The organism is Rhizorhabdus sp. P4_G5, from assembly GCF_056401065.1.
Genome location: NZ_JBFUKB010000010.1, coordinates 72,589 through 97,247 on the forward strand (window position 1 = coordinate 72,589; position 24,659 = coordinate 97,247).

Below are 24,659 nucleotides of genomic sequence, written 5' to 3' on the forward strand. Positions count from 1 at the left end.
CCTGTTGCCGATCGAGCAGTTCAACCCGATACCGCGTTGCGGTCACGGGCTTTGGACCCTAAGAGGCCGCCAACACGGCAACGCCGTCACGGGGACCCTGTTCATGAAGCTTCTCACCGGCAATTCGAACCCGACGCTCGCGAGGGCGATAGCCGCCTATCTCGAGCTACCGTTGACCGATGCGAGCGTCAGGCGCTTCGCCGATGAGGAAGTCTTCGTGGAAATCCACGAAAATGTCCGCGGCGAGGATGTCTTCGTGATCCAGTCGACCGGCTATCCGGCCAACGACAATCTGATGGAATTGCTGATCTGCATCGACGCGCTGAAGCGCTCGTCGGCGCGGCGAATCACTGCCGTCGTTCCCTATTTCGGTTATGCCCGCCAGGATCGGAAACCGGGGCCGCGCACGCCGATTTCGGCCAAGCTCGTCGCCAATCTGCTCGAGACCGCTGGTGCGAACCGCGTCCTCTCGGTCGATCTCCACGCCGGGCAGATCCAGGGCTTCTTCGATATCCCCACCGACAATCTCTATGCGGCGCCGGTGATGTCGGCCGATATCCAGGCACGCTTCGCCGGGCGCAACCTGATGGTCGTGTCGCCCGACGTCGGCGGCGTGGTCCGCGCCCGGGCTCTGTCCAAGCGTCTCGACAACGCGCCGTTGGCGATCGTCGACAAGCGTCGCGAGCGGCCGGGCGAATCGGAAGTGATGAACATCATCGGCGACGTGTCGGGCCGCTTCTGCATCCTCGTCGACGACATCGTCGATTCGGCGGGCACGTTGTGCAACGCGGCCGCGGCGCTGCGCCAGGCGGGGGCGGAGGAAGTCGTCGCCTATGTCAGCCATGGCGTGCTGTCGGGCGGCGCCGTCGCCCGGGTGGAGGGTTCGGAACTGCTCGAACTGGTCATCACCGACTCGATAGGAGCGCCGCCGTCGGTCGCCGATGCGAAGAAGATTCGCCATCTGACGATTGCCCCGCTCCTCGGCGAGGCGATCAAGCGGATCGCCGACGAGAGCTCGGTATCGAGCCTGTTCGACTGATTCAATAATAGGGCGCGTCGGTCAGGCGCTGCGAAATCCACCAGAGATTGCCGTGCGGATCGCGGACGCCGCCCTGGCGATCGCCATAAGGCATGTCGGCAACGTCGAGCACCGATATCGCGCCAGCCGCGATGGCACGGGCCATCGCCGCATCGGCATCATCGACATATAGATAATAGGAAGCCGGCATGGCCGGGAATTCCCCGCTCGCCTCGCTGACCATCAAGGTTGCAGTGCCGATCCGCACCTGGGCATTGGCGATCGCTCCGTCGGGCCGGTAGTGGATGCCGATCTGCTCGCCGCCCAGCGCCTGGACCAGGAATCGGACGAAGGCATCGGCCTCTTCGACAAAGCAATAAGGCGTGACGGTCGCGAAGCCGGCCGGTGTGTTCATTCTCAACCTCCCGAGCTGATCTTGCACTTTGCCTTGGATGCGGGAATGAGGCCAGCATGACCGAAGACGACATCCGCCTCGCGCAGCGGCTCGCCGATGCTGCGGGCGAAGCGATCCGCCCCTTCTTCCGGGCGCGTTTCGAACGGGAGACCAAGGCCGATGCCTCGCCGGTAACCGAGGCCGATCGCGCCGCCGAGGCGGCGATGCGCAGGATCATAGCGGCAGAGCGTCCGTCGGACGGCATCATCGGTGAGGAATATGGCCTCGAGCGCGCGGATGCAGCGCGGGTCTGGGTGCTCGATCCGATCGACGGGACGCGCGCCTTTGTCGCCGGCCGGCCACTGTTCGGGACGCTGATCGCCCTCGTCGAGGAAAAGCGTCCGGTGCTCGGGGTGATCGACCAGCCGATCGCGCGCGACCGGTGGATCGGCGCGGCGGGACATCCGACCACGCTCAACGGAGCAGCGGCACGGACGCGCCGTTGCTCCGCGCTCACCAATGCCCATATCGGCACGACATCGCCGGCCGCCTTCGGCATTCCGGAATATCAGAGGTTCCTGAAGGTGAGCGCGGCCGCGGGCGATACGCTCTGGGGCGGCGATTGCCACAATTACGGCCTCACCGCCTCCGGCCATCTCGACGCGGTGATCGAATCCGGGCTCCAGCTCTACGATTTCGCGGCGCTGATCCCGGTGGTCGAGGGCGCCGGCGGCCGGATGACGGACTGGCAAGGCCGGCCGCTCGATGCGGCGAGTCCCGGCCAGGTAATCGCCGCCGGCGATGCGGCGCTGATCGAACATATCGCCGCGCTGCTCAATTAGCGACGAAGCGTCTGATGGTGCGCCCACCCCCTTGCGCCGCCATTCGCTGAGGAACACGACCAGCAGCTGAAGCTGGGCGCGCGGCAGGAACACCCTTGGCCTCCGCGGGATGTGCTTCGGCGCGAGGCTGCACGTCGCCGATCATTCGCGAGCCGATCAGTCGCGCAATGTACGGGTCGTGGAATGAACAAAAAAGGGGCGGCATCGCTGCCGCCCCTCACCGATGTCCGGTAAGGCGCTGCTGGAGACAGCGCCTTCGTCCGGATCAATCGTTCAACGCATCCTTGAGCGCTTTTGCAGGCGTGAAGGAGACCTTCTTGGAAGCGGCGATCGTCAGGGTCGCGCCGGTGGCCGGGTTGCGGCCCTCGCGCGCCGGACGGTCGGCGACCTTGAACTTGCCGAACCCCGGCAGCGAAACTTCCTCACCCTTTTTTGCGGCGTCGGTAATAGCCTTGAGGGTGGCATCGATGACGCGCTTGGCAGCGGCTTTGTCGATCCCCTGTTCAGCGGCGACAACGCCGGCGATGTCGGCAGTGTTCATGATCACTCCTGGTGTTGCTTGATAACTGTTGTTGCACCGTTGGGCGGCGCAAGGCGCCTCTTGTGCGCGGCGTTTTCGGCTGGGGCAATTGGAAACTGGGCCGAAAACCGGAAAAAAACGGACACCGAACGATTTTCGAGCAATTTTTGGATGAGGCGAGCGCTCAGGTCGCTGTGATACGGACTTTACGGAGCCTATTCGCCCCGGCGCGTCGCCGTCGCAAGCAGTTTATCGATGCGCCGGCCGTCCATGTCGATCACCTCGAACCGCCATCCCTTGTGGGTGAACGACTCGCCGGTCGTCGGCAGATGCTTGAGACGCCAGAGCGCAAAGCCAGCCGCGGTCGCGAAATCGCGGTCTTCGGGAAGGGAGAGGCCGAGCCGGTCGGCCATGCTGTCGGCAGCGACGGTTCCCGAGATCAGCAGGCTGCCGTCGTCGCGCTCGACGAACGGCGGATCGGTATCCTCGTCCTGGTCCGACGCGAACTCGCCCGCGATCGCGGCAAGCAGGTTTGCCGGCGCCACCAGCCCTTCGAAGTGGCCATATTCGTCGTGGATGAAGGCCATCGGCACCTCGGCCTCGCGCAGGGCCTTGAGCGCGTCCATCGCATCGACATGATCGGGGATGAAGATGCCCTTGTGCAGGATCGCGCGCAGGTCGATCGGTCCGCCGTTGATGAGGATGCGGACCAGATCGCGCGAGTGGATCACGCCGATGATCTCGTCGACCGATCCGTCGGCGACGGGCATCCGCGTGTGCGGCATTTCGGCGATCTGCGCGCGGATCGCGTCCGGATCGGCGTTGATGTCGATCCACTCGACCTCGGTGCGCGGCGTCATCACCTCGCGCACGGGCCGATCGGCCAGGCGGACCACGCCGGAGATGATCGCGCGCTCGCTCTCCTCGATGACGCCGGCCGAAGACGCTTCGGCGACGATCAGGTGCAGCTCTTCGGCGGTCACATGATTTTCGGCTTCCCGCGCCAGACCCAGAATCCTGAAGATCAGCGCGCTCGTACGATCGAGCAGCCAGACGAAAGGCGCGGTCAATCGCGCCAGCCACAGCATCGGGATCGCCATGACGGCGGCGATCGGCTCGGGCTTGCGCAGCGCGAACTGCTTTGGGACCAACTCGCCGACGATCAGCGAGGCGAATGTCGTCACGGCGATCACCAGGCCGAACCCGATCTCGGGTGCCGTGCCCGCCGGCACCCCCAACAGGACGAGGCGGTCGCCCACCGGGCCGCCCAGGCTCGCCCCGGAATAGGCGCCGGCGAGGATGCCGATCAGGGTGATGCCGATCTGCACCGTCGACAGGAAGCGTCCTGGATCGGCTGCGAGATCCATCGCCGTCCGCGCGCCGCGATGGCCGGCGCGGGCCATCGCCTCCATCCGCGCCTTGCGCGCCGATACGATCGCCAACTCCGACATCGCGAAGACGCCATTGATCGCCACCAGGACGATGATGATCACCAGGTCGAACCACGGAAAGGGGGATAGAGGGGCAGGGTGCGGCATGGCGCTGCCGCTTCATGCCGCGAATCCGGCAATTTCACAACCGTCCTGAATCGCGCACGATTCGGCACGGACACGAAACCATCATGGGCAAGGAATGTTCTCGCTTCCGATCCCACCAGGGGACAGGAGATATTTCGATGCGAACCATGCACGGGCTTATCGCCCTTCTCACGGCTTCAACCTTGCTTGCAGGCTGCGTCACCAACCCCGAAACCGGCGAGCGTAAATTGTCGAAGGCGGCGATCGGAGCGCTGGCGGGAACCGCGCTGGGGGCGGGCGCTGGTGCCTTGGTAGGAGGCAAGCACAGCCGCACCGAAGCTATTGTCGGTGCCGGGATCGGTGCGCTGGCAGGCGGCGCGATCGGTACCTACATGGATCGCCAGGAAGCCAAGCTTCGCGAGCAGACCGCCGGCAGTGGTGTCGAGGTCGAGCGTCGCGGCGACGAGTTGCTGCTCAACATGCCTTCGGGGATCACCTTCGCGACCAACAGCTACGAGGTGCAGCCGCAGTTCCGCACGACGCTCGACAAGGTCGCCGGAATTCTCGGCGAATATAACCAGACCTATGTCGATGTTTACGGGCATACCGACTCGACGGGATCCGACTCCATCAATCTGCCACTGTCGCGCAACCGGGCGGCGGCCGTCTCGAACTATCTGTCGACGCATGGCGTGGCGGCCGCCCGATTGGGGACCCAGGGCTTCGGTGCGAGCCAGCCGATCGCCTCCAACGCGACGATCGATGGCCGCCAGAAGAACCGCCGCGTCGAGATAAAGATCGTTCCGATCAAGGAGAGCGCCGCCTGACAGGCGCGCAAAGGGCCGAGCTGCCGGACTGGCGAGCGGCTCGGCCCTTGCCCTCTCAGCGGCGCGCCACGAAGAAGTCGCGGAGCAACGCTGCGGCTTCCGCCTCGCCGATGCCGCCATAGATTTCAGGCCGGTGATGGCAGGTCGGCTGCGCGAAGAAGCGCGGGCCGTGTGCCACCGCTCCCCCTTTCGGATCCTCGGCGCCGTAATAGAGCCGGCGCAGCCGGGCATGCGAGATCGCGCCGGCGCACATCGCGCACGGCTCCAGCGTGACATACAGGTCGCAATCGTCGAGCCGCTGCGCGCCCAGCCGTGCGGCTGCGGCGCGAATCGCCTCCATCTCGGCATGGGCGGTAGGGTCGCTGCCTGAGCACATCGCATTGGCTGCGGTGGCGACCACCTCGTCGCCGCGCATGATCACGGCCGCGACCGGCACCTCTCCGCTGGATGCGGCTTGCCTGGCAAGGTCGAGCGCGAGGCGCATGGGAGGGGGCAACGGGAAGCTCATCGGCCCGCTGTACGAGCCGGGCACGGCCAGCGCTAGAGCGGTATGTGATCCGATTACATCGGATTGGCCGCTCTAGGTCTTTGATTTTACGCGATATGCGAGTCGTCAGGTGATTCCACCTGACTTCATATCGCTCTAGCGGATCGGGATGCGATCAGGGACCAGCAACAGCGCGAGCGCCATCACTACGCCCGGAACCCAGCCGATCAGGGTCAGCAGGACGGTCACCCAGAAAGCGGGCGTTATGCCCCGCCCCAGGAAAACGCCGAGCGGCGGCAGCAGGATCGCCGCGACGACCGCCCAGGGCGATGCCGCCGCGCGGATGGCCTGCTGCCGCGCCACGTCAATTGGCCTTCTTGACGTCCACGGTCGGAACCTTGATCTCTTCCTTGGTGGTGCCGACGTCGACCTTGGGCACGGTGATGTCGGTCGATTTCGTACCGACATCGACCTTCGCCGTGTCAACGTCGAAGGCTGGTGCCTGGCCGCCCGAAACCGAGACGTCGGGAGCCTTCATTTCCTTGGTCTGGTTGATGTCGATCAGCCCGAAGGCGAAGGCGGCGATGATCGCGAGAATCGCGATGACCGCGACGATGATACCGACGCGAGCACCATTGTTGCGCGCGGGATATTCCTTATAATGCTCGTTGGGCGTGTTCACTTGGGCACTCCTCCGCCGATGTGGTGGTGCGCGAACAACGATCTGTTACGGCTAGAGTTGCATTGGCCCGTCCGAACGGCTTGACGAATCTCGGGATCGCCGTTATCCGCCGCCACTTTCCGGGCAACCCGAACATTCAGGACGAACTATCATGTCGCGCATCTGCGAGCTGACCGGCAAGGGCCGCCAAGTGGGCCACAACGTGTCCCATGCCAACAACAAGACCAAGCGGACCTTTCTGCCGAACCTGCAGAATGTGACGCTGATCTCCGATTCGCTCGGCAAGGGCGTCAAGCTGAAGGTGTCGACCCACGGCCTGCGTTCGGTGGAGCATGTCGGCGGCCTCGACAACTGGCTGCTCAAGACGTCGGACGACGACCTGTCGCTGCGCGCGCGCCGCCTGAAGCGTGAAGTCGCCAAGAAGCAGGCCCTCGCCGCCTGATTTCTCCGCTCCGGCGGATCACACAGAACGAAGCCGGATCGCTCTCGCGGTCCGGTTTTTGTTTGCGCGGGTCGATTCGCCTCGTCGCGATCGGCTCCGCAGCTATCCGGCGGGCTCCAGCAGCTCGAACTTCAGCAGCAGGGTCCGCTCCAGCGCGATCTGGTTGTCGTCGGATATGATCCAGACGATCACCTTGCCATTTTCGCGGGTGATGCTCATCCCCTCCATATTGTCGACGTTCAGCGGCGGCTTGATCTCGGCGATCATCTCGCCGTCGACGGTCGCGCCTTCGGAGATCGCCCGGGGATCGATGATCGACAGCGCAGCGGCAAAGCCCGACAGGACGCCGAATCGGCGGTGCAGGACGATGATCCTCCCGTCCGGGAGCTGCCGCGCGTCGGTCGGCGCATAATCGCGCGGCGGGCGGTAGCCGAACTGGATCGGCACATTGCTGGCATCGGTGGGGTCGCCGGGGAAGAGCAGGGCGGCATGGACGAACGGGGCGACCGCAGTACCTTCGCAGAATATCGCGAATCGGCCGTCGTCCAGCCGCACCATCGCCTCGGCACCGGAGTTGACCGACCAGGCCTTCATCGCCGGCGGGAAACCCGATGCGATCGGCTTCGCGAAGTCGGCGCTGTAGCGCAGGATCGCATTGCGCGCCTCGAAGCCGACCCAGATGTCACCTTGGGGCCCTTCCGTCATCGATTCCGAATCGCGGTCGGCGCGCGTGCCGGTGCTTGTCGGAAAAGCGGGCAGCGTGCCGAACCGGCTGTCGGTGATGATACCCGGCTCTGCCATGCGGAAGCGCATATAGTCGCCGGTATCGGCCAGCGCGACAAAGCGGTCTCCGTCCACCCGCAGCGACGAATAGCCGCCGAAGTTGCGCTGGCGGCTGGTAAGCTTCCAGCCGCCGAGATAGCGGAGCCGGCCGATGTCGTGGTGCGCCGGATCGTCGGGATCGATGGGGATGGGCGTGGCGACGATCGCAACGTCCGATGCCTGGGGGTATCCTGCCGAACTGGGCAGCAGGCAGAACAGCAGTGCGGCCAGAGCCTTCTTCATGGCCCGGGCGATACCGGCAGCGCGCTCAAACCCCAAGGACTTTGACCGCCTCGGCGATCTCGGGTCGTCGCGGATTATGAACGGCCGCCAACAGCCATGTTCAGCATCGGCTCACGCGAATCATGGAATAAGCGAGCCATCGATCGGGCCCTGTTGGCCTTTTTATGGGTTCTTCGCGGAATCCGCGGTTGAGACCAGGAGGTAGTTATGTTGCGCAAGTTTTTCACAGCCGCCGCTGCAACCGCAGTAGCACTCGCAGCGGTCGCGCCAGTGGCGGCGCAGGCGCAATATTTTGGCGGTGGCCGCTACGAGCATGTCCGTGATGGATATGGACATCGCGGCTATGGCCGCGACTATTATCGTGGCCGCGACCGGTATTACGCCGATCGCGGACGCTATTACGGCAACCGCGGCTATTATGGCGGGCGCGGCTACGGCCGCTGCCGCGATAAGGGCACCGGCGGCACCATCCTCGGCGCTATCGCAGGTGGCCTGCTGGGCCATGAGATCGGCAACGGCCGCTATGATCGCGGCGACGGCACTACCGGCGCCATCATTGGTGCAGGCGTCGGCGCCCTGGCCGGCCGCGCGATCGACCGCGACTGCTAAGAGTTTCTGAAGTCGGACCAGTTCCCCGCGTGGCGTTGTGGGGAGGAGGGTCGCCGGGTTCCTGGAGGGCCTGGCGGCCCTCCACTTTGTTTGATGGCCCTCAGACGCCGGGCGCAGGGCGTCCGCCCTGCTTGGCTTCCTCGCAATAAGCTCGGGCCGCTGTTCGCGGCTTCTCGGCTGCGCCTCGCCCATCGCGAAGCTCGGTCGATCCGTGGTTCGAAGAGGCAAGCGCGAAAAGCGCGTCCGAGCGTAGCGAGGAAGCCAAGCAGCACGGACGTGCTGCGCCCGGCGTCTGAGGGCTTAAACAAAAACTCATTCTATTTCGAATAGCGTCGCCAGTTGCTCGACCATCGTGCCGCCGAGCTGCTCGACGTCCATGATCGTCACGGCCTTCTGATAATAGCGCGTGACGTCATGGCCGATGCCGATCGCGATCAGCTCTACGGGGGAGCGCGTTTCGACCCAGCCGATCACCTGGCGCAAATGCCGTTCCAGATAGGAACCGTTGTTGACCGAGAGCGTCGAGTCGTCGACCGGCGCGCCGTCCGAGATGACCATCAGGATCTTGCGCTCCTCGCGCCGCCCGATCAGTCGGCCATGCGCCCAGAGCAGCGCCTCGCCGTCGATATTCTCCTTGAGCAGCCCCTCGCGCATCATCAGGCCGAGCGACTTGCGCGCGCGGCGCCATGGCTCGTCGGCCTTCTTGTAGATGATGTGGCGCAGGTCGTTGAGCCGGCCCGGGGTCGGCGGCCGCCCGGCGCCGAGCCAGGCTTCGCGTGACTGGCCGCCCTTCCAAGCGCGGGTGGTGAAGCCGAGGATCTCCGTCTTCACCGCGCAGCGCTCGAGCGTCCGCGCCAGAATATCGGCACAGATCGCCGCGATCGAGATCGGCCGCCCGCGCATCGAGCCGCTATTGTCGATCAGCAGCGTGACCACCGTGTCGCGAAAGTCGACGTCGCGCTCGATCTTGTAGCTCAGCGAATGGGCGGGGTTGATCACCACCCGCGCAAGCCGCGCCGCGTCGAGCAGCCCCTCCTCCTGGTCGAAGTCCCAGCTGCGGTTCTGCTGCGCCATCAGCCGGCGCTGCAGCCGGTTGGCCAGCTTGGTCACCGCCCCCTGCAGGTGGACGAGCTGCTGATCGAGATAGGCGCGCAGCCGGGTAAGCTCCTCCTCGTCGCACAGCTCGGTGGCGGCGATCTCCTCGTCGAAGCGGGTGGTGTAAGCGTGGTAATCGAAGCCGGGGGGGAGGTCGGACATCGGCCGGTTGGGCCGGACCGGCATCATCCCATCCTCGCCGTCCTCGCCGAACTCGCTGTCCATGTCGTCGGCGCTGTCCTGGTCGAGCTGGCGCTGTTCGCCATCCTCGTCGCCGGCTTCTGTCTGCTCGGCGCGGCTCTCGACTCCGGAATCGCTCGATCCGTCCTCGTCCTCGTCCTCGTCCTGCTGGCCCTCGCTCTCCTCCTGATCGTCGCCTTCGTCCTCGTCGCCCGCCTCGGGATCGAACTCCGGCGCCTGCTCGCCGTCGGTCAGGTCGAGGTCCTCGAGCAGCCGGCCGACCAGCTTGGCGAACGCCGCCTGATCGTCGAACGCGAGTTCGAGCGCGTCGAGATCCTTGCCCGCCTTCTCCTCGACCCAGTCCCGCACCAGTGACAATCCGGCCTCGGCGATGGCCGGCGGCGCTTCGCCGGTCAGCCGTTCGCGCACCAGCAGCCCGATCGCCGTAGACAGCGGCACCTCTTCGCGCACTCGCGCCCGCAGCAGTGGATCGGACCGCAGGCGGACTTCGAGGGCCTGGGAAAGATTGGCGCGGACGCCGGCCATGGCGCGCGAGCCGATCGCCTCGACCCGGGCAAGCTCGACCGCATCGTGAACGGCCCGGGCCACCGGCTCGGCCGGGGCGGTGCGGTCATGGATTCGCTGGTCGTGATGGCGGAGCTTGAGCGCGAAGCTGTCGGCGAAGCCGCGCGCCTCGGCGACCGCCTGGGCGGGCAGGTTGCGCGCGGGCATAGGCACCCGGATCTGCTTGTAGGACGAGGACGGCGCCTCGGCCGTGAAGCTCAGTTCGACCTCCGGCTCATGCGCCAGCGCCCGGGCGGTTCCGCCGAGCACAAGCCGGAAGGCTTCGATGGGGGTCTGTTCGGCCATCAGTCGAGCAACAGGCCGTGCAGCCTCGCCTTCGCGCCCTCGTCCACGCCGATCGCCTGCAGATAGGCATCGATGCCGCCATGGTCGCGCTCGAGGCTGTCGAACATCGCCGCCAGATAGTCCGCGTCGGCGATGAGTATCGGCGCCAGCACCTCCGCCGGGACCGTCCTGTAGTGCGAGATCCCGCCTTCCTTGCGGTCTGTCAGCCGGCGGAAGTCGGCGTAGCGGTTGGTCAGAAGATAGTCGTCGACGATTGTGTCGCGGGCGACGCCCAGCACGGACAGGATCAGCGCTGCGGCGACGCCCGTGCGGTCCTTGCCGGCGGTGCAGTTGAACAGCAGCGGCGCATGCCCGGCGACCAGACGCTCGAACAGGAAACGGTATGACGGCGCATGATCGACCAATATGTCGCGATAGAGATCGAGCATCATCTGGCGCACCGCTTCGGCGGTGGCCGCCGAGCTGCGCAGCATCTCGGTAAAGACGCCGCTCGCTTCGGCATAATCGCGCGACCAGTAGAAGGCGCCTGCCGGCTCGCACCAGCGCGTCGGGTCGCGCCGCCGCTCGCCGCCGCGCCGCAGGTCACAGACGGTGGCGATGCCGAGCGAGGCCAGCTGGCGCTCGTCCGCTTCGGTCAGCAGCGACATCACACCCGAGCGGAACAGCATGCCGCGCTTGACGGTGCGCCCGTCGGCAGCCGCATAGCCCCCCATGTCGCGGAGGTTGAAGCCGCCTTCGAGCGGCAGCAGGGGCGAGATCGCGGTGGTGCTCATATTTTCCCGACGATGCTCTCCGGCAGGTCCTTTCCGAACACGCGCTGATAATATTCGGCCACAAGCGAGCGTTCGCTCTCATCGCATTTGTTCAGGAAGGACAGGCGGAAGGCGAAGCCGACATCGTTGAAGATCAGTGCATTCTGCGCCCAGCTGATCACGGTTCGCGGGCTCATCACCGTGGAGATGTCCCCCGCCATGAAGCCCTGTCGGGTCAGGTCGGCGACCTTCACCATATTGTCGACGACCTTCTTGCCGTCGGGCTTGTCATATTCGCCCGACTTGGCGAGCACGATCTGCGCCTCGGTCGCCGCCGGCAGATAGTTGAGCGTGACGACGATGTTCCAGCGATCCATCTGGCCCTGGTTGATCTGCTGGGTGCCGTGATAGAGCCCGCTGGTGTCGCCGAGGCCTACCGTGTTGGCGGTGGAGAACAGGCGGAACCAGGGGTTAGGGCGAATCACCCGGTTCTGGTCGAGCAGGGTCAGCTTGCCTTCGGTTTCGAGCACGCGCTGGATCACGAACATCACGTCGGGACGGCCCGCATCATATTCATCGAACACCAGCGCGGTCGGGGTCTGCAGCGCCCAGGGCAGCAGGCCTTCGCGGAACTCGGTGATCTGCTGGCCATCGCGCAGCACGATCGCGTCGCGGCCGACCAGGTCGATACGGCTGATATGCGCGTCGAGGTTGATTCGGATGCACGGCCATTTGAGGCGCGCGGCCACCTGCTCGATGTGGCTCGACTTGCCGGTGCCGTGATAGCCCTGGATCATCACCCGCCGGTTATGGGCAAAGCCTGCCGCGATCGCCATCGTCGTATCGGGATCGAACACATAGGCCGGGTCGAGGTCGGGCACCCGCTCGTCCGATTCGGAAAAGGCCGGCACTTCCAGATCGCTGTCGATCCCGAACACATCGCGCACCTTCACCATCCGATCAGGCGCCGAGAGCACCGTCTCAGTGCGGCTGTCGGGCTGGACGTTGGGCAGATCGGTCATGACGAAAGCCTTTGGAATCGATAATGTTGCTTATGCGAAGGCGGGGCGGCCTTTGAGTTGCGTATAAGCCGAAATCACGTTCTGCAAAGCCTTCTCGTGGCTCCGGTCGCCGCCATTCCTGTCGGGATGGTAGCGGCGGACGAGTTCGGCATAGCGCGTCCTCAGGGTGCGGCGATCGGCGTCGTGGCCCAGTCCCAGCACCTTCAGCGCACGGCGGTCGGCGTCGGACAACGGCCTGCCGTCCGCGCGTTCGCGCTCCACCGCCCGCGCGAATTTCGCGCCGATCGCATCAAGCGGGTCGATGAAGTCGGCCCAGCGCGGCGTGCTGCCCGCCGCCGGGGAAAAGGCGCGGGTTTCGCGCTCCCAGCCGGCATAGGGGGTCTGCTGCGCAGCGATCTCGTCGGTGCTCATCCCTTCGAAGAAATTATAGCCGCTGTTGAACGCGCGAACATGGTCCAGGCAGAAATAGCGCCAATCGCCCGGCCCGTCGAAGCCGGGCCGCCGCCCCTCCGCGGCGGGCGCGCGATATTCGCCGGGCTGATCGCAGCCCGGGGTCATGCAGGCGCGCCGCCCGCTGTCGATCCGTCCGTGGAACCGGGTCCTTGCCCGCCGCTCCGTAAAGTCTTCGCTCAACGCTCGCCTCTTGTCGTTCAATGCCCCTATATAGGCGAGATGAACCAACTTCCCACCGGCCCTGTCGCCTCCGAGATCATTCGCCGCCTGCAAGCGGCGCTGAACCCCACACGGCTCGTCGTGACCGACGACAGCGACAGGCATCGTGGTCACGCCGGCCATGACGGTTCCGGCGAGAGCCATTTCACCGTCGAGGTCGAAAGCCCGTCCTTCGCCGGCCAGAACCGGGTCAGCCGTCAGCGCGCGGTCAATGCGGCGCTTTCCGACCTGCTGGCGGACAAGATCCATGCGCTGGCGATCAAGGCGACCGCGCCCGGAGAGCAGTGAGTCGCATCAGCCGGTCGGGGTCGTTACGGCCTCGACCGCGATGGAACCAGGCACCACACCACTCGTTCCCTGCCCACACCCAACTGGAGTTTGTTCCGATGTTGAAATGGGCGCTTATCTTCCTCGTTGTCGGCCTCGTGCTCGGCGCGCTGGGCTTCGGCGGCATCGGCGGCGCGTTCGTCGGCATCGCCAAGATCCTGTTCTTCATCGCAATAGCGCTGTTCATCATCTTCGCGCTGCTGGCGCTGTTCGCGGGCAAGAAGATCAGCGATTCGGTCTGACCCTTAATCTCTGGACGGGGCCGCGCAGCTATGGCGCATCGCGGCCTCGATAGCTTATGATCGAGCCATGAAGACTCTCATCGCCCTGATCGCCGCGGCACTGGCCACGACTCCTGCCCTGGCCAATGATTTCAGTGACAAGCTCAAGACGCTCTCGTCGATGCAGCAGCGGGCGGTGATGCGTCGCGCCGTCCTCGACGATAAGCAATATTGCAAGCGGATCGGCCCGGTCGCCTATCAAGGGCCCTATAAGAATCTCGAGATGTGGACGGTGCAATGCGATCGCGGCGCCGCCTACGCGGCCTTCATCGGCGGCGACGGATCGGTCCAGGTCAGGCCATGCCGCGATCTGGCCGTCCTGAAGCTGCCGGCCTGCAAATTGCCGAAATAAGCTACAGGCCCATCGCGACCAGAAGCATGAAGAAGATCAGCGCCGAGGTATAGGCGACGATGATCAGCGCGATCATCCGCCACGCCGCGCCGAACCAGCCGAGCTGGTAGGCGCCTTTCAGCTGGCGATACATGTGCCATGGCGGGAACAGCAGCAGCGTCAGCCAGACCAGTGCCGTGGGCACCCCTATGGCGTCCGCGAGGCTGAGCGCGACGACCATCAGCGTCATTGCTGACAGCGAATAGGTGGCGAAGATCGCGTGGTCGTACATTCCGACACCGCGCTTGAACATGAACAGCAGCCATATGAACGGCAACGATATCGGGATCAGTGCCCAGGAAAATTTATAAGCGCTCGACTGCAGCTTATAGGCCGTAAGCTCCGGGTTTTTGGCGGCGTGGCGGATCACGTCGTCGACGCCAGGGACGCCCGTGATGACACGGCCATCGTCGATCGCCATGCCTTCGCTCTTGATCTCCGGCTTGATCTGGCCGGTCGTGATCAGCCGCAGGGCGGCCTGTTCGGTCCGCAGATCGCGGATCTTTCCATCGATCTGTTTGGTGGGGGTGCCCTTCGCCTCGAGCGCCTGCTTCTGCTTGAGGAGGTGCGCGATCTTCCGCTCGGTCTTGCGCAGGTCGTTCGCCGCCTCGGTGCGGGCTTCGGCCAGCGCGACCGCGTCCTTGCCCTTGAGCTTCGAGTCGATCGGCCCGCCGACCAGGCCGAACACCGCGACCATCAGGAAAACCGAAAACAGGAAGAGCGCCATCGGCGAGACGAAGTTGACGCGCTCGCCATGGACATAGCGGCGGGTCAATTCGCCCGGCCGCCAGAACAGCAGCGGAATCGTGTGCCAGGTGCGTCCCTCGAGATGGAACACGCCATGGGCGATGTCGTGGAACAGCGCGCCGACGGTGCGGTGGACATGCGCCGACTGGCCGCATTTATGGCAGTGCGGCCCGATCAGTGTCGTGCCGCAGTTCAGGCATTTGCCCCCGGCGGCGCCATGCGCCGACGCGCCCGCGCCATCGACGGCACCCGCGGCCATGGCCCCGGTCGCGACATCGGCAACAGCTTCGAGTTCCCCCGACATGGCGGAAAGCTAGCATTGCGCTCGGCCAAGCGCGAGTGGGGTTTAGCGAAAGGCGGCAAAGTGCTAGGGCGCGCGCATGACCGAAGCCGTTGCTCTCCGCCCCACCGACGCCGCTGCGCTGATCGCAGACATGGGCGCCCGCGCCCGCACGGCCGCCCGGCAGCTCGCCGCTGTGCCAACGGCGGACAAGGCGAAGGCGCTGGTCGAAGCCGCGCGCGCCATCCGCAGCGCCGGCGCCGCGATCCTGGCAGCCAATGCCGCCGATGTCGGGCGCGCCACGGCCAATGGTCTCTCGGCCGCGATGCTCGACCGTCTCACCCTCGACGCCGCGCGCGTCGAGTCGATGGCGGCGGGGCTCGAGGCGGTGGCGGGCCTGCCCGATCCGGTCGGCCGGATGATCGACGAGGCCAGCCGGCCCAACGGTCTCCTGCTGCAGCGCGTGCGTGTGCCGCTCGGCGTCATCGGCATCATCTATGAGAGCCGGCCCAACGTGACGGCCGATGCCGGCGCGCTGTCGCTGATGTCCGGCAACGCCTGCATCCTGCGCGGCGGTTCCGAAGCGGCCGGCAGCAACCGCGCGATCCATGCCGCGATCCTGGCGGGGGTGCGCGCCGCCGGCCTTCCCGAAGACGCGATCCAACTGGTGCCGATCACCGATCGGGCGGCGGTCGGCGCGATGCTGACGGCGCAGGGCCTGATCGACATCATCGTGCCGCGTGGCGGCAAGAGCCTCGTCGGGCGTGTCCAGGACGAGGCGCGCGTGCCGGTGCTCGCGCATCTCGATGGCATCGTTCACCTCTATGTCGACCGGGCCGCCGATCCCGCCAAGGCGCTGCCGCTTGCGGTCAATGCCAAGATGCGGCGCACCGGCGTGTGCGGCGCCACCGAGACGCTGCTGATCGATCGCGGCTATCCCGCGCCGCAGCCGATCGTCGCGGCGCTGCTCGATGCCGGCTGCGAGGTGCGCGGCGATGACGAGGCGCAGGCGCTCGACCCCCGCGTCAAACCGGTCAGCGCCGCCGACTGGGATTGCGAATATCTCGACAGCATCGTCTCGGTCGGCTTCGTCGATGGCGCGGACGGGGCGATGGCGCACATCGCCCGCCACAGCTCGCACCATACCGACGCCATCATCACCGAGGATCAAGCGACGGCCGACCGCTTCCTGGGTGGGGTCGACAGCGCGATCGTGATGCACAACGCGTCGACGCAGTTTGCCGATGGCGGCGAATTCGGCCTCGGCGCGGAGATCGGCATTTCGACCGGCCGCCTCCACGCCCGCGGCCCCGTCGCGCTGGAAGGGCTCACCACATATAAATGGCTGGTGCGCGGGACCGGCCAGACCCGGCCCTGATCTCGCGGGCGGGCCGCGTAGCGCGGCTGTCGGACCGCTAAGTTAATCTCGTTTGTTGAGCAGCCGGGCCGATCCCACCTTGGCTGCTCCTTCGAGTGAGAATCCATGGCCTCCGTCGCAAAGCCAGCTCCGCGCTATGTCAGCAATTTCGGCCTGCAGGTGCTCGCCGGAATGGTCGTCGGCCTGATCCTCGGTCTGGTCGCCCGGTCGACAGGCACGGGCGGGGGCCATCCCAACGCCCTGGCGCAGACTCTCGACCTGGTCGGCACGATCTTCGTGCAGCTGCTCAAGGCGCTGGTGCCGCCGCTGATCTTCGCGGCGATCGTCACGTCGATCGTCAACCTGCGCGATCTCCACAATGCCGCGCGCCTCGTCGGCCAGACCCTGCTCTGGTTCGCCATCACCGCGTTGATCTCGGTGACGATCGGCATTGCGCTGGGCCTGGTCATCCAGCCCGGCATCGCCGCCGGCGTCGTGCAGGAGGGGGCCGCTGCGCCGAAGTCGGTCGGCAGCTGGCTCGATTTCCTCAAGGGACTGGTTCCCGCCAACATGCTCGGGCTCTATGCCAGCACCAGGACCGGCGACGACGGCGCGGTCAACACCTCGCTCGGCTTCAACGTGCTGCAGATCATCGTCATCTCGATCGCGGTCGGCGCGGCGGCGCTGCGCGCGGGCGCCGCTGCCGATCCGTTCATCGGCTTGGTGCGCGGGCTGCTGGCGATCATGCGCCGCCTGCTATGGTGGGTGATCCGGCTGACCCCGATCGGGAGCGCCGGGCTGATCGGCAGCGCGGTCGTCAAATATGGCTGGGGTGCGCTGGCCGGGCTCAGTTGGTTCGCCGCCTCCATCTATATCGGCCTCGCGATCGTCATGCTGCTCGTCTATCCGGCGCTGCTCGCGCTCAACGGCATTTCCCCGCGGCGCTTCTTCGCGGGCGCCTGGCCGGCGATCCAGCTCGGCTTCGTGTCGCGCTCGTCGGTCGGCACCCTGCCGGTCACCGAACGCTCGGCCGAGCTGCTCGGCGTGCCGCGCAGCTACGCCTCCTTCGCGGTGCCGCTGGCGTCCACCACCAAGATGGACGGCTGTGCATCGATCTACCCGGCGATCTCCGCGATCTTCGTCGCGCAATTCTATGGGCTGCCGCTCGGCCTGGCCGACTATGGCCTGATCGTCCTCGCATCGGTGCTCGGCTCGGCGGCCACCGCGGGCCTGACCGGCGCCACGGTGATGCTCACCCTCACGCTGTCCACGCTCGGCCTCCCGCTCGAAGGCGCGGGCCTGCTGCTGGCGATCGATCCCATCCTCGACATGGGCCGCACCGCCACCAACGTCGCCGGTCAGATCCTGGTGCCGATGATCGTTGCCAGGCGCGAGGGAATATTGGAGGAGCCGGCGCCGCAGGGCGTGCTGGCCACAGAGGCATGATCGCCGCGCAACCGGGCCTCTACCTGAACGTTCAAGCCATGTTCACTCGCCGCTTGCGATAAACGGTGGCGGAAGTAGGTTGAAGCCAGGCCCTTAGCGGGCCTGCTGATAATGATAAGGCGCACGAACATGCCGAGTATTCGTAAAGTCCTTGCGGCCGTGGCCCCGCTGGCGCTGCTCGCGGCCTCCGCCTGTACCCAGCCGTTCCAGGCCAACGTCTCGCGCTTCCAGGCGCTGCCGGTTCCCGAAGGCCAGACCTTCGCGATCGAGCCGGCCGATGCCCGCAACCGGGGTGGCCTCGAATTCGCGCAATATGCCGGCCTCGTCAGCCAGCGGCTCGCGGCCTATGGCTATCGCCCGGTCGAGGGCGGCGCCCGGCCAGAGCTGGTGGTGAAGTTCGATTATGGCGTCGACCACGGCGTCCAGAAGACGGTATCCCGGCCCGAGCCTGTCGGCCCCTGGGGCTATGGCGGCTATGGCGGCTTCGGCCCCTATGGCCGACGCTGGGGCTATGGATCGGCCTTCTATCATGGCTGGGATCCGTTCTTCTACGATCCGTGGTACCAGCGCATCGACACCTACACGGTCTATACGAGCTATGCCGACATGGTGATCGAGCGCAGCTCGGACGGAAAGCATGTGTTCGAAGGCAAGGCCAAGGCCCGCTCGCTGGACGATGCCTTGCCGCGGCTGGTGCCCAACCTGGTCGAGGCGCTGTTCACCAACTTCCCCGGCCAGTCGGGCGAAGAGGTGAAGATCACGATCGCCCCGCCGGACAAGAGGAAGTAAGCGTATAAATTGCTCCTTTTCTCCTCCCTTCAAGGGAGGGGCCAGGGGTGCGTGACGAAGTCAGAGGCTTGATGCCTCTGGCGGAATTGATCGGAATGATTTCGGAGCCTAGCGATGCATCCGTCCTCGCTTTTTCGGGGAGGAGGAGTGGTCTGACCTCCGAAACGGATCAGATTCCCATCCTTCACCTTCACCCTTAATCCAGGCTTACCGCCGAGGGCGTTGACTTCAATCTTCGGCCACGTCATCTGCCCAGGACTGGTTCTTGGGCGTAACGAATGCCATTAATCGAAGCGACGGTCGGCGAGATCGCGGACCACATAAGGAATGGCAACCAGCTTTGCTTGGTGATCGGGGCAGGCGTGTCGAAGTCCGCAGGGGTCGGACTCGCCGGCGACTTTGTTCAACGGATCAAGGACCGTTTCCCCAGCATTTACGAGCGTGCCTGTAAGGACTGCGGCGACTCAGCGCCCCCCTCTTATGCGCAGTGCATGGCAGCATTGATGCCGGCCAAGCAGGTCGAACTGATTCGAGAAGATATCGACAATGCCCTGATCAATTGGGCTCATATCGGCATTGCGCGATTGGAGCGCGCCGGCCTTATCGACACGATATTGACGACCAACTTCGACCCGCTTGCGTCGCGCGCATGCGCATTGTTCAATCGCTTTCCCGCGATTTACGATCTCGCCGGCCTTCGCGATAGCGAATCAAATCGCATCAGCTTTGACAAATCCTATGTCAAAGGCAGCGCTATATTCCATCTCCATGGCCAGCATACGGGCTTTCTCTTGCTGAATACCAAGGAGAAGCTCGAAGCCCAGGCGAACCGCATCAAGCCGATCCTTGAAGCTGTCATGAAGGGAAAGCCGGTAATTATCGCCGGCTACAGCGGTGAGAACGATCCGTTGGTCGATAAAATCGCCGAGCTCGCGCCTTTCAATCACGGCTTGTTCTGGATTTGCCGTGACGATCGCGATCCAGCCAAGAATGTCTGTGAAAAACTGCTGACGCTCGAAAATTGCCGGATTGTCAGGAGCATGCCGAGCGACCTATTCTTTTCGGAGCTCGCCACCAACCTCAAGCTCGATCCCCCGGATTTTTTGGCCAATCCTTTTGGCCATATGGGGAAGATCCTGGAAACAATCCGACCCTATTCGGATTTGGGCGAGAAGGCAGGAACCGATCTGTTAGAATCCGCGAAAACCATGCTGAACGAAGCGACGGCAAGGCAGGCGATTGCGCAACCCCATCTCGAAAAAATCGCTGAGCTGATGGCGCGGAGAGAGTTTGAGACGGTCTGGGAGGCATATGGCGGCTCGACGGATGAGCTTTCACCAGAGGCTGGGGAATATGTCAGCTGGGCGGCCATTATGCTCGGCAACGTCCTTTATGACCAGGCCAAGGCCAAAGAGGGGCAGCTGGCCGACGATCTCTTCCGCATGGCCGGCGAAAAATATGCCGCTGCCGTCGCCATCAAGCCCGACAAACATGAGGCGCTCTACAACTGGGGCAACGCCCTCTGTGATCAGGCCGGGACCAAAGAGGGGCAACTGGCCGACGAACTCTTCCGGATGGCCGGCGAAAAATATGCCGCTGCCGTCGCCATCAAGCCCGACAAACATGAGGTGCTCTACAACTGGGGCAACGCCCTATGTGAGCAGGCCAGGACTAAAGAGGGTCAACTGGCCGACGAACTCTTCCGGATGGCCGGCGAAAAATATGCCGCCGTCGTCGCCATCAAGGCTGACGAGCATGAGGCACTCAACAATTGGGGCAACGCCCTATGTCGGCAGGCCACGGCCAAAGAGGGTCAACTGGCCGACGAACTCTTACGCATGGCCGGCGAGAAATATGCCGCCGCCATCGCCATCAAGCCCGACAAGCATGAGGCGCTCCACAACTGGGGCAATGCTCTGTTCAATCAGGCCAGGACCAAAGAGGGTCAACTGGCCGACGAACTCTTACGCATGGCCGGCGAGAAATATGCCGCCGCCATCGCCATCAAGCCCGACATGCATGAGGTGCTCAACAATTGGGGTTCATCAATACTGAGCCAGTCATCCCGACATACCGGACCTAGAAAATCAGCCCTTCTGTCCCAGGCGCGCGAAATTTTGCAGCGCGCGGAAGCCATTGCTGCGGGTTCAGCGTCCTATAATCTCGCCTGCATTCTGGCGATTGAAGGCAAGGCGTCCGAAGCCGCCGCATACCTCCGGAATGCTCACAGTCTCGCCGTTTCCTTCCCAGGCTGTGATCACATAAGGAATGATACTGATTTTGACGGCATCGCCGACACGGAAGAGTTCAAGCACGCCCTCCGCGATATAGGATGCACCGCGGCGTAGATTTGGGCTGGCGCTGTTACCTTGGGAGGACGCTCTTTGTGTGTAAGCCGCTCCTCTTTTCCCCGTGAATGGGAGAGAGAGGACCAGCTCTACGCCACCACCCGCAGCTGCGGCTTGTCGACCGTGCCGATCCGCGCCGTCATGCCCGGCAGCCGCTCGATCCGTGCGACAAGCTCCGCATCCAGCCGGAAATCGCGGCCGAGCAGCAGTTCCGCGCAGCTGTCGTCGGGCAGGAGCGCGCGCAGGTACAGCTCGCCGCGGCCACCGCGCTCGTCGGCCACCAGCGCCGCGAGGGCGGGGATCACCGCCGGATCGGCGGTCTCGACATCGACCCGCAACCGGATCGACTGCATCGAATCGAAGCTCTGCAGCCCGCGAACCGTCACGCGCGGGGTTTCCTCGCCGGCCCGCCAGTCGAGTTCGACGCGCAGCAGCGCGCAGGTCCCGGCCTTCGCCGCCGTCTCGAGCTCGGCCGATGCCATCTCGTCGAAGCAGGTGGCGATGAACTGCCCGGTCGCGTCCGAACAGGTGGCCATCATATAGCGCTTGCCCTTGGCCGATGTCCGCCAGCGCGCATCCTCGACCAGCGCGGCCATCACCGAGTTGACGCGCCCGCCATCGGCCGGCGCCGGCAAGGCGCACAGCGCGGCGAAGCTGCGAGCGCCATTGGCATCGGCAAGATGCCGGATCCGGTCGGTCGGATGCGATGAGAAATAGAAGCCGAAGCTTTCCTTCTCGGCGGCCATCCGGTCCATCAGCGTCCAGTGCACGCCGCGATCGATGCGGATCGGCGCGACGTCGCTCGGCGAGTCGCCGAACAGCCCGCCTTGCCCGCTTTCGCGTTGGTCGGCGGCGCTCGACGCATGGGCCAGGATGATCTCGGCGGCGGCGAACACGCCGGCGCGCTCCTGCTCGAAGGCATCGAAGGCGCCGGCTCCCGCCAGGCTTTCCAGTTGGCGGCGGTTGAGCAGGCGCGGGTCGATGCGGTCCGAAAAATCCTCCAGCGTGGCGAAATGCCCCTTGGCCTTGCGCTCGTCGACCAGCTGCTCCATCGCCTTTTCGCCGACGCCCTTGAGCGCTCCCAGCGCATAGCGGACCGCTAGTGCGCCGTCGTCGGTCGCCTCGACCGAGAACTCCGCCTCGCTATGATTGACGCAGGGGCCGAGGCAATCGACCCCCATGCGGCGCATGTCGTCGATGAAGATCGCCAGCTTGTCGGTCTGGTGCATGTCGTAGCACATCGAAGCGGCGTAGAATTCGGCCTTGTAATGCGCCTTCAGCCAGGCGGTCTGATAGGCGACCAGCGCATAGGCCGCGGCGTGGCTCTTGTTGAAGCCATAGCCGGCGAACTTGTCGATCAGGTCGAACAGCTCGTTGGCCTTGGGCGCGGAAATGTCCTTGTCCGCGCAGCCGGTGACGAAGCGCTCGCGCTGCGCGTCCATCTCCGCCTTGATCTTCTTGCCCATCGCGCGGCGCAGCAGGTCGGCCTCGCCGAGCGAGTAGCCGGCCAGCACCTGCGCGGCCTGCATCACCTGTTCCTGGTAGACGAAGATCCCGTAGGTCTCCTTCAGGATGTCCTCGAGCAGCGCGTGCGGATATTCGATCGGCTCGCGCCCGTTCTTGCGGTGGCCGAACATCGGGATGTTATCCATCGGTCCCGGCCGATAGAGCGACACCAGCGCGATGATGTCTTCGAAACAGGTCGGCCGCACGGCCGCCAGCGTCCGGCGCATGCCCTCGGATTCCAGCTGGAACACGCCGACCGTGTCGCCCTTCTGGAGCAGTGCATAGACCCCCGGGTCGTCCCACTCCAGCGTGTCGAGATCGATGGTTTCGCCCCGCTGCTTGAGGAACTGCACCGCCTTCTGCAGCACCGACAGCGTCTTCAGGCCGAGGAAGTCGAACTTCACCAGCCCGGCGCCCTCGACATATTTCATGTCGAACTGCGTCACCGGCATGTCGGAGCGAGGGTCGCGATAGAGCGGCACCAGCGCGTCGAGGCGCCGGTCGCCGATCACCACGCCGGCGGCATGGGTCGAGCTGTGGCGCGGCAGGCCCTCCAGCTTCATCGCCAGGTCGAGCAGCCGGCGGACCTCGCGGTCGCCCTTATATTCGGCAGCGAGTTCGGCCACGCCGTTGAGCGAGCGTTCGAGCGTCCAGGGATCGGTCGGGTGGTTGGGGATCAGCTTGGCGAGCCGGTCGACCTGGCCATAGCTCATCTGCAGCACCCGCCCGGTATCCTTGAGCACGGCGCGTGCCTTGAGCTTTCCGAAGGTGATGATCTGGGCGACCTGGTCGCGGCCATATTTCTGCTGGACGTAGCGGATCACTTCGCCGCGCCGCGTTTCGCAGAAGTCGATGTCGAAGTCGGGCATCGACACGCGCTCGGGATTGAGGAAGCGCTCGAACAGCAGCCCGAGCCGCAGTGGATCGAGATCGGTGATGGTCAGCGCCCAGGCGACCACCGAGCCGGCGCCCGAGCCGCGGCCCGGCCCCACCGGGATCCCCTGCTCCTTCGCCCATTTGATGAAGTCCGCGACGATCAGGAAATAGCCGGGGAAGCCCATGTTGATGATGATCTCGGTCTCGAAGGCGAGACGGTCGAAATAGGCTTTGCGCTGTTCGGGATCGGTGATGCCGAGCTTGGCCAGCCGCATCTCCAGCCCGGCGCGCGCATCGTTGCGCAGCGCTTCCGCCTCGGCATCGCGATCGCCGGCGAGGCTGGGGAGGATCGGCTTGCGGTAGGGCGCGGCAAAGGCGCAGCGCTGCGCCACCACCAGCGTATTGGCCAGCGCCTCGGGAATATCCTCGAACAGCCGCGCCATTTCCGCTGCCGGCTTGATCCAGCTGTCGGGCGAGGAGCGGGGGCGTTCGACGGTGTCGATATAGGAGGAGCTGGCAATGCACAGCATCGCGTCATGCGCCGCATGGAACTCGGGTTCGGCGAAACAGGCGGGGTTGGTCGCCACGACGGGGATATCGCGGGCATAAGCGAGGTCGATCAGCGCCTCTTCGGCGGCCTCCTCGATCGCGTCGCCGCGCCGCACCAGTTCGATATAGAGCCGATCCGGGAACAGCGCCTGGAGCCTGTCGGCATATTCGGCCGCGGCGCTGGCCTGTTCCCCAGCCAGCAGCCGGGCCAGCGCGCCTTCGCTGCCGGCGGTCAGCGCGATCAGTCCCTCGGTGCGGCCTTCGAGCGTGCCGATCGGAACATGCGCCTCTTCGTGCACCGGCCTGTCGAGATGCGCCGCCGACACGAGCGCGCACAGATTGTCATAGCCTGTGGCGTCCTGTGCATAGAGCGCGAGCCAGTCGACGATGTGCTGGCCGACGTCCGGCCGCTTCACCGCAAGCAGCGTGCCGATGATCGGCTGGATGCCATCCTTCTTCGCCGCGTCGGAAAAGGCCATCACCGCATAGAGGCCGTTGCGATCGGTCAGCGCAGCGGCCGGAAAGCCGAGCTTCTTCGCCTGCTTCGAGATCGCCTTGGGCTCGATCGCGCCTTCGAGCATCGTATAGGCGGAGAAGATCCGCAGGGGCACGAAGGGCTGATAGGGCATGATCCCAATCTAGGCAGCCTCGTGCGAATCTCCAGCCGAAGTTGCGGCTTATCCACAGTGCCGTGCCGGCGCGCGACAAAGGCAGGCGAGATCCGTGATTCGGCCGATCGCCCGGGTGCAACCCGGCAGGACGTGATCC

The 24,659-nt window shown here is 65.2% G+C and carries 25 protein-coding genes; 12 read left to right on the forward strand and 13 right to left on the reverse strand.

All coding sequences use genetic code 11. The features are described 5' to 3' along the window. The first annotated feature begins 103 nt into the window (after positions 1–103). Entirely contained in the window at positions 104–1,039 is a 936-nt protein-coding gene (locus AC1DQK_RS16430) for a ribose-phosphate pyrophosphokinase (RefSeq protein WP_477872449.1), read from the forward strand. Between the two features lies 1 nt (position 1,040). Here AC1DQK_RS16430 and AC1DQK_RS16435 read toward each other — a convergent pair whose 3' ends face one another. Further along, positions 1,041–1,433 (reverse strand): VOC family protein, encoded by a 393-nt coding sequence (locus tag AC1DQK_RS16435; RefSeq protein ID WP_477872451.1) that lies wholly within the window; start codon positions 1,431–1,433, stop codon positions 1,041–1,043. A 56-nt stretch (positions 1,434–1,489) separates the two neighbouring features. Here AC1DQK_RS16435 and hisN point away from each other — a divergent pair, with 56 nt between their 5' ends. Next, positions 1,490–2,254 carry a histidinol-phosphatase gene (hisN, locus tag AC1DQK_RS16440; protein WP_477872453.1) on the forward strand — a complete coding sequence of 255 codons (765 nt, stop codon included), beginning with the start codon at positions 1,490–1,492 and terminating at the stop codon, positions 2,252–2,254. Between the two features lie 265 nt (positions 2,255–2,519). Here the strand turns inward: hisN and AC1DQK_RS16445 are convergent, their stop codons facing one another. Both AC1DQK_RS16445 and AC1DQK_RS16450 read right to left on the reverse strand, forming a co-directional pair. Next, positions 2,520–2,795 carry an HU family DNA-binding protein gene (locus tag AC1DQK_RS16445; RefSeq protein ID WP_477872455.1) on the reverse strand — a complete coding sequence of 92 codons (276 nt, stop codon included), beginning with the start codon at positions 2,793–2,795 and terminating at the stop codon, positions 2,520–2,522. A 194-nt stretch (positions 2,796–2,989) separates the two neighbouring features. Then, complete coding sequence (locus tag AC1DQK_RS16450) at positions 2,990–4,312, reverse strand: hemolysin family protein (protein ID WP_477872456.1); 1,323 nt, start codon at positions 4,310–4,312, stop codon at positions 2,990–2,992. A 137-nt stretch (positions 4,313–4,449) separates the two neighbouring features. On the opposite strand from AC1DQK_RS16450, the gene AC1DQK_RS16455 reads away from it, so the two are divergent. Next, positions 4,450–5,118, forward strand: a complete 669-nt coding sequence (locus AC1DQK_RS16455; RefSeq protein WP_477872458.1) for a YiaD family glycine zipper/OmpA-like lipoprotein — start codon at positions 4,450–4,452, stop codon at positions 5,116–5,118. Between the two features lie 55 nt (positions 5,119–5,173). Here the strand turns inward: AC1DQK_RS16455 and AC1DQK_RS16460 are convergent, their stop codons facing one another. The 3 genes from AC1DQK_RS16460 to AC1DQK_RS16470 form a co-directional block, all read right to left on the reverse strand. After that, on the reverse strand, positions 5,174–5,626 hold the full coding sequence (locus AC1DQK_RS16460) for a nucleoside deaminase (protein ID WP_477872460.1): 453 nt from the start codon (positions 5,624–5,626) through the stop codon (positions 5,174–5,176). Between the two features lie 135 nt (positions 5,627–5,761). Further along, positions 5,762–5,968, reverse strand: coding sequence for a YqaE/Pmp3 family membrane protein (locus AC1DQK_RS16465; protein WP_477872462.1), 207 nt, complete (start codon positions 5,966–5,968; stop codon positions 5,762–5,764). Between the two features lies 1 nt (position 5,969). Continuing rightward, on the reverse strand, positions 5,970–6,287 hold the full coding sequence (locus AC1DQK_RS16470) for a hypothetical protein (protein ID WP_477872464.1): 318 nt from the start codon (positions 6,285–6,287) through the stop codon (positions 5,970–5,972). A 151-nt stretch (positions 6,288–6,438) separates the two neighbouring features. Here AC1DQK_RS16470 and rpmB point away from each other — a divergent pair, with 151 nt between their 5' ends. Further along, entirely contained in the window at positions 6,439–6,729 is a 291-nt protein-coding gene (gene rpmB, locus AC1DQK_RS16475; protein WP_477872466.1) for a 50S ribosomal protein L28, read from the forward strand. A 102-nt stretch (positions 6,730–6,831) separates the two neighbouring features. Here the strand turns inward: rpmB and AC1DQK_RS16480 are convergent, their stop codons facing one another. Continuing rightward, positions 6,832–7,794 carry an esterase-like activity of phytase family protein gene (locus tag AC1DQK_RS16480; RefSeq protein ID WP_477872468.1) on the reverse strand — a complete coding sequence of 321 codons (963 nt, stop codon included), beginning with the start codon at positions 7,792–7,794 and terminating at the stop codon, positions 6,832–6,834. Positions 7,795–8,001: 207 nt separating this feature from the next. Here AC1DQK_RS16480 and AC1DQK_RS16485 point away from each other — a divergent pair, with 207 nt between their 5' ends. Further along, positions 8,002–8,403 (forward strand): glycine zipper 2TM domain-containing protein, encoded by a 402-nt coding sequence (locus tag AC1DQK_RS16485; RefSeq protein WP_477872470.1) that lies wholly within the window; start codon positions 8,002–8,004, stop codon positions 8,401–8,403. Positions 8,404–8,715: 312 nt separating this feature from the next. Here the strand turns inward: AC1DQK_RS16485 and cobT are convergent, their stop codons facing one another. The 4 genes from cobT to AC1DQK_RS16505 are packed head-to-tail and all read right to left on the reverse strand — an operon-like array spanning position 8,716 to position 12,955. Next, on the reverse strand, positions 8,716–10,548 hold the full coding sequence (gene cobT, locus AC1DQK_RS16490; protein WP_477872472.1) for a cobaltochelatase subunit CobT: 1,833 nt from the start codon (positions 10,546–10,548) through the stop codon (positions 8,716–8,718). Further along, on the reverse strand, positions 10,548–11,321 hold the full coding sequence (locus tag AC1DQK_RS16495) for a tyrosine-protein phosphatase (RefSeq protein ID WP_477872474.1): 774 nt from the start codon (positions 11,319–11,321) through the stop codon (positions 10,548–10,550). Before AC1DQK_RS16495 ends, cobT begins: the two co-directional genes overlap by 1 nt. Further along, entirely contained in the window at positions 11,318–12,322 is a 1,005-nt protein-coding gene (cobS, locus tag AC1DQK_RS16500; protein WP_477872476.1) for a cobaltochelatase subunit CobS, read from the reverse strand. Before cobS ends, AC1DQK_RS16495 begins: the two co-directional genes overlap by 4 nt. Before the next feature lie 30 nt (positions 12,323–12,352). Further along, positions 12,353–12,955 carry a J domain-containing protein gene (locus AC1DQK_RS16505; protein ID WP_477872478.1) on the reverse strand — a complete coding sequence of 201 codons (603 nt, stop codon included), beginning with the start codon at positions 12,953–12,955 and terminating at the stop codon, positions 12,353–12,355. A gap of 39 nt (positions 12,956–12,994) precedes the next feature. Here AC1DQK_RS16505 and AC1DQK_RS16510 point away from each other — a divergent pair, with 39 nt between their 5' ends. The 3 genes from AC1DQK_RS16510 to AC1DQK_RS16520 all read left to right on the forward strand — a co-directional run bounded on the left by AC1DQK_RS16510 (position 12,995) and on the right by AC1DQK_RS16520 (position 13,954). Then, positions 12,995–13,282, forward strand: coding sequence for a BolA family protein (locus tag AC1DQK_RS16510; RefSeq protein WP_477872480.1), 288 nt, complete (start codon positions 12,995–12,997; stop codon positions 13,280–13,282). 98 nt (positions 13,283–13,380) lie between these two features. Then, positions 13,381–13,563 carry a DUF1328 domain-containing protein gene (locus AC1DQK_RS16515; RefSeq protein ID WP_477872482.1) on the forward strand — a complete coding sequence of 61 codons (183 nt, stop codon included), beginning with the start codon at positions 13,381–13,383 and terminating at the stop codon, positions 13,561–13,563. 67 nt (positions 13,564–13,630) lie between these two features. Further along, positions 13,631–13,954: a hypothetical protein gene (locus AC1DQK_RS16520; protein ID WP_477872484.1), complete on the forward strand. Its 324-nt coding sequence runs from the start codon at positions 13,631–13,633 to the stop codon at positions 13,952–13,954. Between the two features lies 1 nt (position 13,955). Here the strand turns inward: AC1DQK_RS16520 and AC1DQK_RS16525 are convergent, their stop codons facing one another. Then, positions 13,956–15,044, reverse strand: coding sequence for a DUF3667 domain-containing protein (locus tag AC1DQK_RS16525; RefSeq protein WP_477872486.1), 1,089 nt, complete (start codon positions 15,042–15,044; stop codon positions 13,956–13,958). A gap of 76 nt (positions 15,045–15,120) precedes the next feature. Here AC1DQK_RS16525 and AC1DQK_RS16530 point away from each other — a divergent pair, with 76 nt between their 5' ends. From AC1DQK_RS16530 to AC1DQK_RS16545, 4 genes are all read left to right on the forward strand, one after another. Further along, positions 15,121–16,398, forward strand: a complete 1,278-nt coding sequence (locus AC1DQK_RS16530) for a glutamate-5-semialdehyde dehydrogenase (RefSeq protein ID WP_477872488.1) — start codon at positions 15,121–15,123, stop codon at positions 16,396–16,398. Positions 16,399–16,503: 105 nt separating this feature from the next. Beyond that, complete coding sequence (locus AC1DQK_RS16535; RefSeq protein WP_477872490.1) at positions 16,504–17,823, forward strand: dicarboxylate/amino acid:cation symporter; 1,320 nt, start codon at positions 16,504–16,506, stop codon at positions 17,821–17,823. Positions 17,824–17,952: 129 nt separating this feature from the next. Continuing rightward, positions 17,953–18,612, forward strand: coding sequence for a DUF4136 domain-containing protein (locus AC1DQK_RS16540; RefSeq protein WP_477872492.1), 660 nt, complete (start codon positions 17,953–17,955; stop codon positions 18,610–18,612). 278 nt (positions 18,613–18,890) lie between these two features. Then, positions 18,891–20,960: a TPR end-of-group domain-containing protein gene (locus AC1DQK_RS16545; RefSeq protein ID WP_477872494.1), complete on the forward strand. Its 2,070-nt coding sequence runs from the start codon at positions 18,891–18,893 to the stop codon at positions 20,958–20,960. An 89-nt stretch (positions 20,961–21,049) separates the two neighbouring features. On the opposite strand, the gene dnaE is transcribed toward AC1DQK_RS16545, so the two are convergent. After that, a complete protein-coding gene (gene dnaE, locus AC1DQK_RS16550) occupies positions 21,050–24,520 on the reverse strand; it encodes a DNA polymerase III subunit alpha (protein ID WP_477872496.1) in 3,471 nt (1,156 codons plus the stop codon). Positions 24,521–24,659 lie beyond the last annotated feature (139 nt).

What these genes read in the sequence shown, in the direction of transcription:
- AC1DQK_RS16540 (WP_477872492.1), top strand. Translation starts at nt 17,953, where the DNA reads ATGCCGAGTATTCGTAAAGTCCTTGCGGCCGTGGCCCCGCTGGCGCTG.
- dnaE (WP_477872496.1), bottom strand. Translation starts at nt 24,520, where the DNA reads ATGCCCTATCAGCCCTTCGTGCCCCTGCGGATCTTCTCCGCCTATACG.
- AC1DQK_RS16445 (WP_477872455.1), bottom strand. Translation starts at nt 2,795, where the DNA reads ATGAACACTGCCGACATCGCCGGCGTTGTCGCCGCTGAACAGGGGATC.
- cobS (WP_477872476.1), bottom strand. Translation starts at nt 12,322, where the DNA reads ATGACCGATCTGCCCAACGTCCAGCCCGACAGCCGCACTGAGACGGTG.
- AC1DQK_RS16535 (WP_477872490.1), top strand. Translation starts at nt 16,504, where the DNA reads ATGGCCTCCGTCGCAAAGCCAGCTCCGCGCTATGTCAGCAATTTCGGC.
- AC1DQK_RS16520 (WP_477872484.1), top strand. Translation starts at nt 13,631, where the DNA reads ATGAAGACTCTCATCGCCCTGATCGCCGCGGCACTGGCCACGACTCCT.
- AC1DQK_RS16435 (WP_477872451.1), bottom strand. Translation starts at nt 1,433, where the DNA reads ATGAACACACCGGCCGGCTTCGCGACCGTCACGCCTTATTGCTTTGTC.
- cobT (WP_477872472.1), bottom strand. Translation starts at nt 10,548, where the DNA reads ATGGCCGAACAGACCCCCATCGAAGCCTTCCGGCTTGTGCTCGGCGGA.
- AC1DQK_RS16480 (WP_477872468.1), bottom strand. Translation starts at nt 7,794, where the DNA reads ATGAAGAAGGCTCTGGCCGCACTGCTGTTCTGCCTGCTGCCCAGTTCG.
- AC1DQK_RS16455 (WP_477872458.1), top strand. Translation starts at nt 4,450, where the DNA reads ATGCGAACCATGCACGGGCTTATCGCCCTTCTCACGGCTTCAACCTTG.
- AC1DQK_RS16510 (WP_477872480.1), top strand. Translation starts at nt 12,995, where the DNA reads ATGAACCAACTTCCCACCGGCCCTGTCGCCTCCGAGATCATTCGCCGC.
- AC1DQK_RS16485 (WP_477872470.1), top strand. Translation starts at nt 8,002, where the DNA reads ATGTTGCGCAAGTTTTTCACAGCCGCCGCTGCAACCGCAGTAGCACTC.
- rpmB (WP_477872466.1), top strand. Translation starts at nt 6,439, where the DNA reads ATGTCGCGCATCTGCGAGCTGACCGGCAAGGGCCGCCAAGTGGGCCAC.
- AC1DQK_RS16430 (WP_477872449.1), top strand. Translation starts at nt 104, where the DNA reads ATGAAGCTTCTCACCGGCAATTCGAACCCGACGCTCGCGAGGGCGATA.
- hisN (WP_477872453.1), top strand. Translation starts at nt 1,490, where the DNA reads ATGACCGAAGACGACATCCGCCTCGCGCAGCGGCTCGCCGATGCTGCG.
- AC1DQK_RS16525 (WP_477872486.1), bottom strand. Translation starts at nt 15,044, where the DNA reads ATGTCGGGGGAACTCGAAGCTGTTGCCGATGTCGCGACCGGGGCCATG.
- AC1DQK_RS16530 (WP_477872488.1), top strand. Translation starts at nt 15,121, where the DNA reads ATGACCGAAGCCGTTGCTCTCCGCCCCACCGACGCCGCTGCGCTGATC.
- AC1DQK_RS16460 (WP_477872460.1), bottom strand. Translation starts at nt 5,626, where the DNA reads ATGAGCTTCCCGTTGCCCCCTCCCATGCGCCTCGCGCTCGACCTTGCC.
- AC1DQK_RS16495 (WP_477872474.1), bottom strand. Translation starts at nt 11,321, where the DNA reads ATGAGCACCACCGCGATCTCGCCCCTGCTGCCGCTCGAAGGCGGCTTC.
- AC1DQK_RS16545 (WP_477872494.1), top strand. Translation starts at nt 18,891, where the DNA reads ATGCCATTAATCGAAGCGACGGTCGGCGAGATCGCGGACCACATAAGG.
- AC1DQK_RS16450 (WP_477872456.1), bottom strand. Translation starts at nt 4,312, where the DNA reads ATGCCGCACCCTGCCCCTCTATCCCCCTTTCCGTGGTTCGACCTGGTG.
- AC1DQK_RS16515 (WP_477872482.1), top strand. Translation starts at nt 13,381, where the DNA reads ATGTTGAAATGGGCGCTTATCTTCCTCGTTGTCGGCCTCGTGCTCGGC.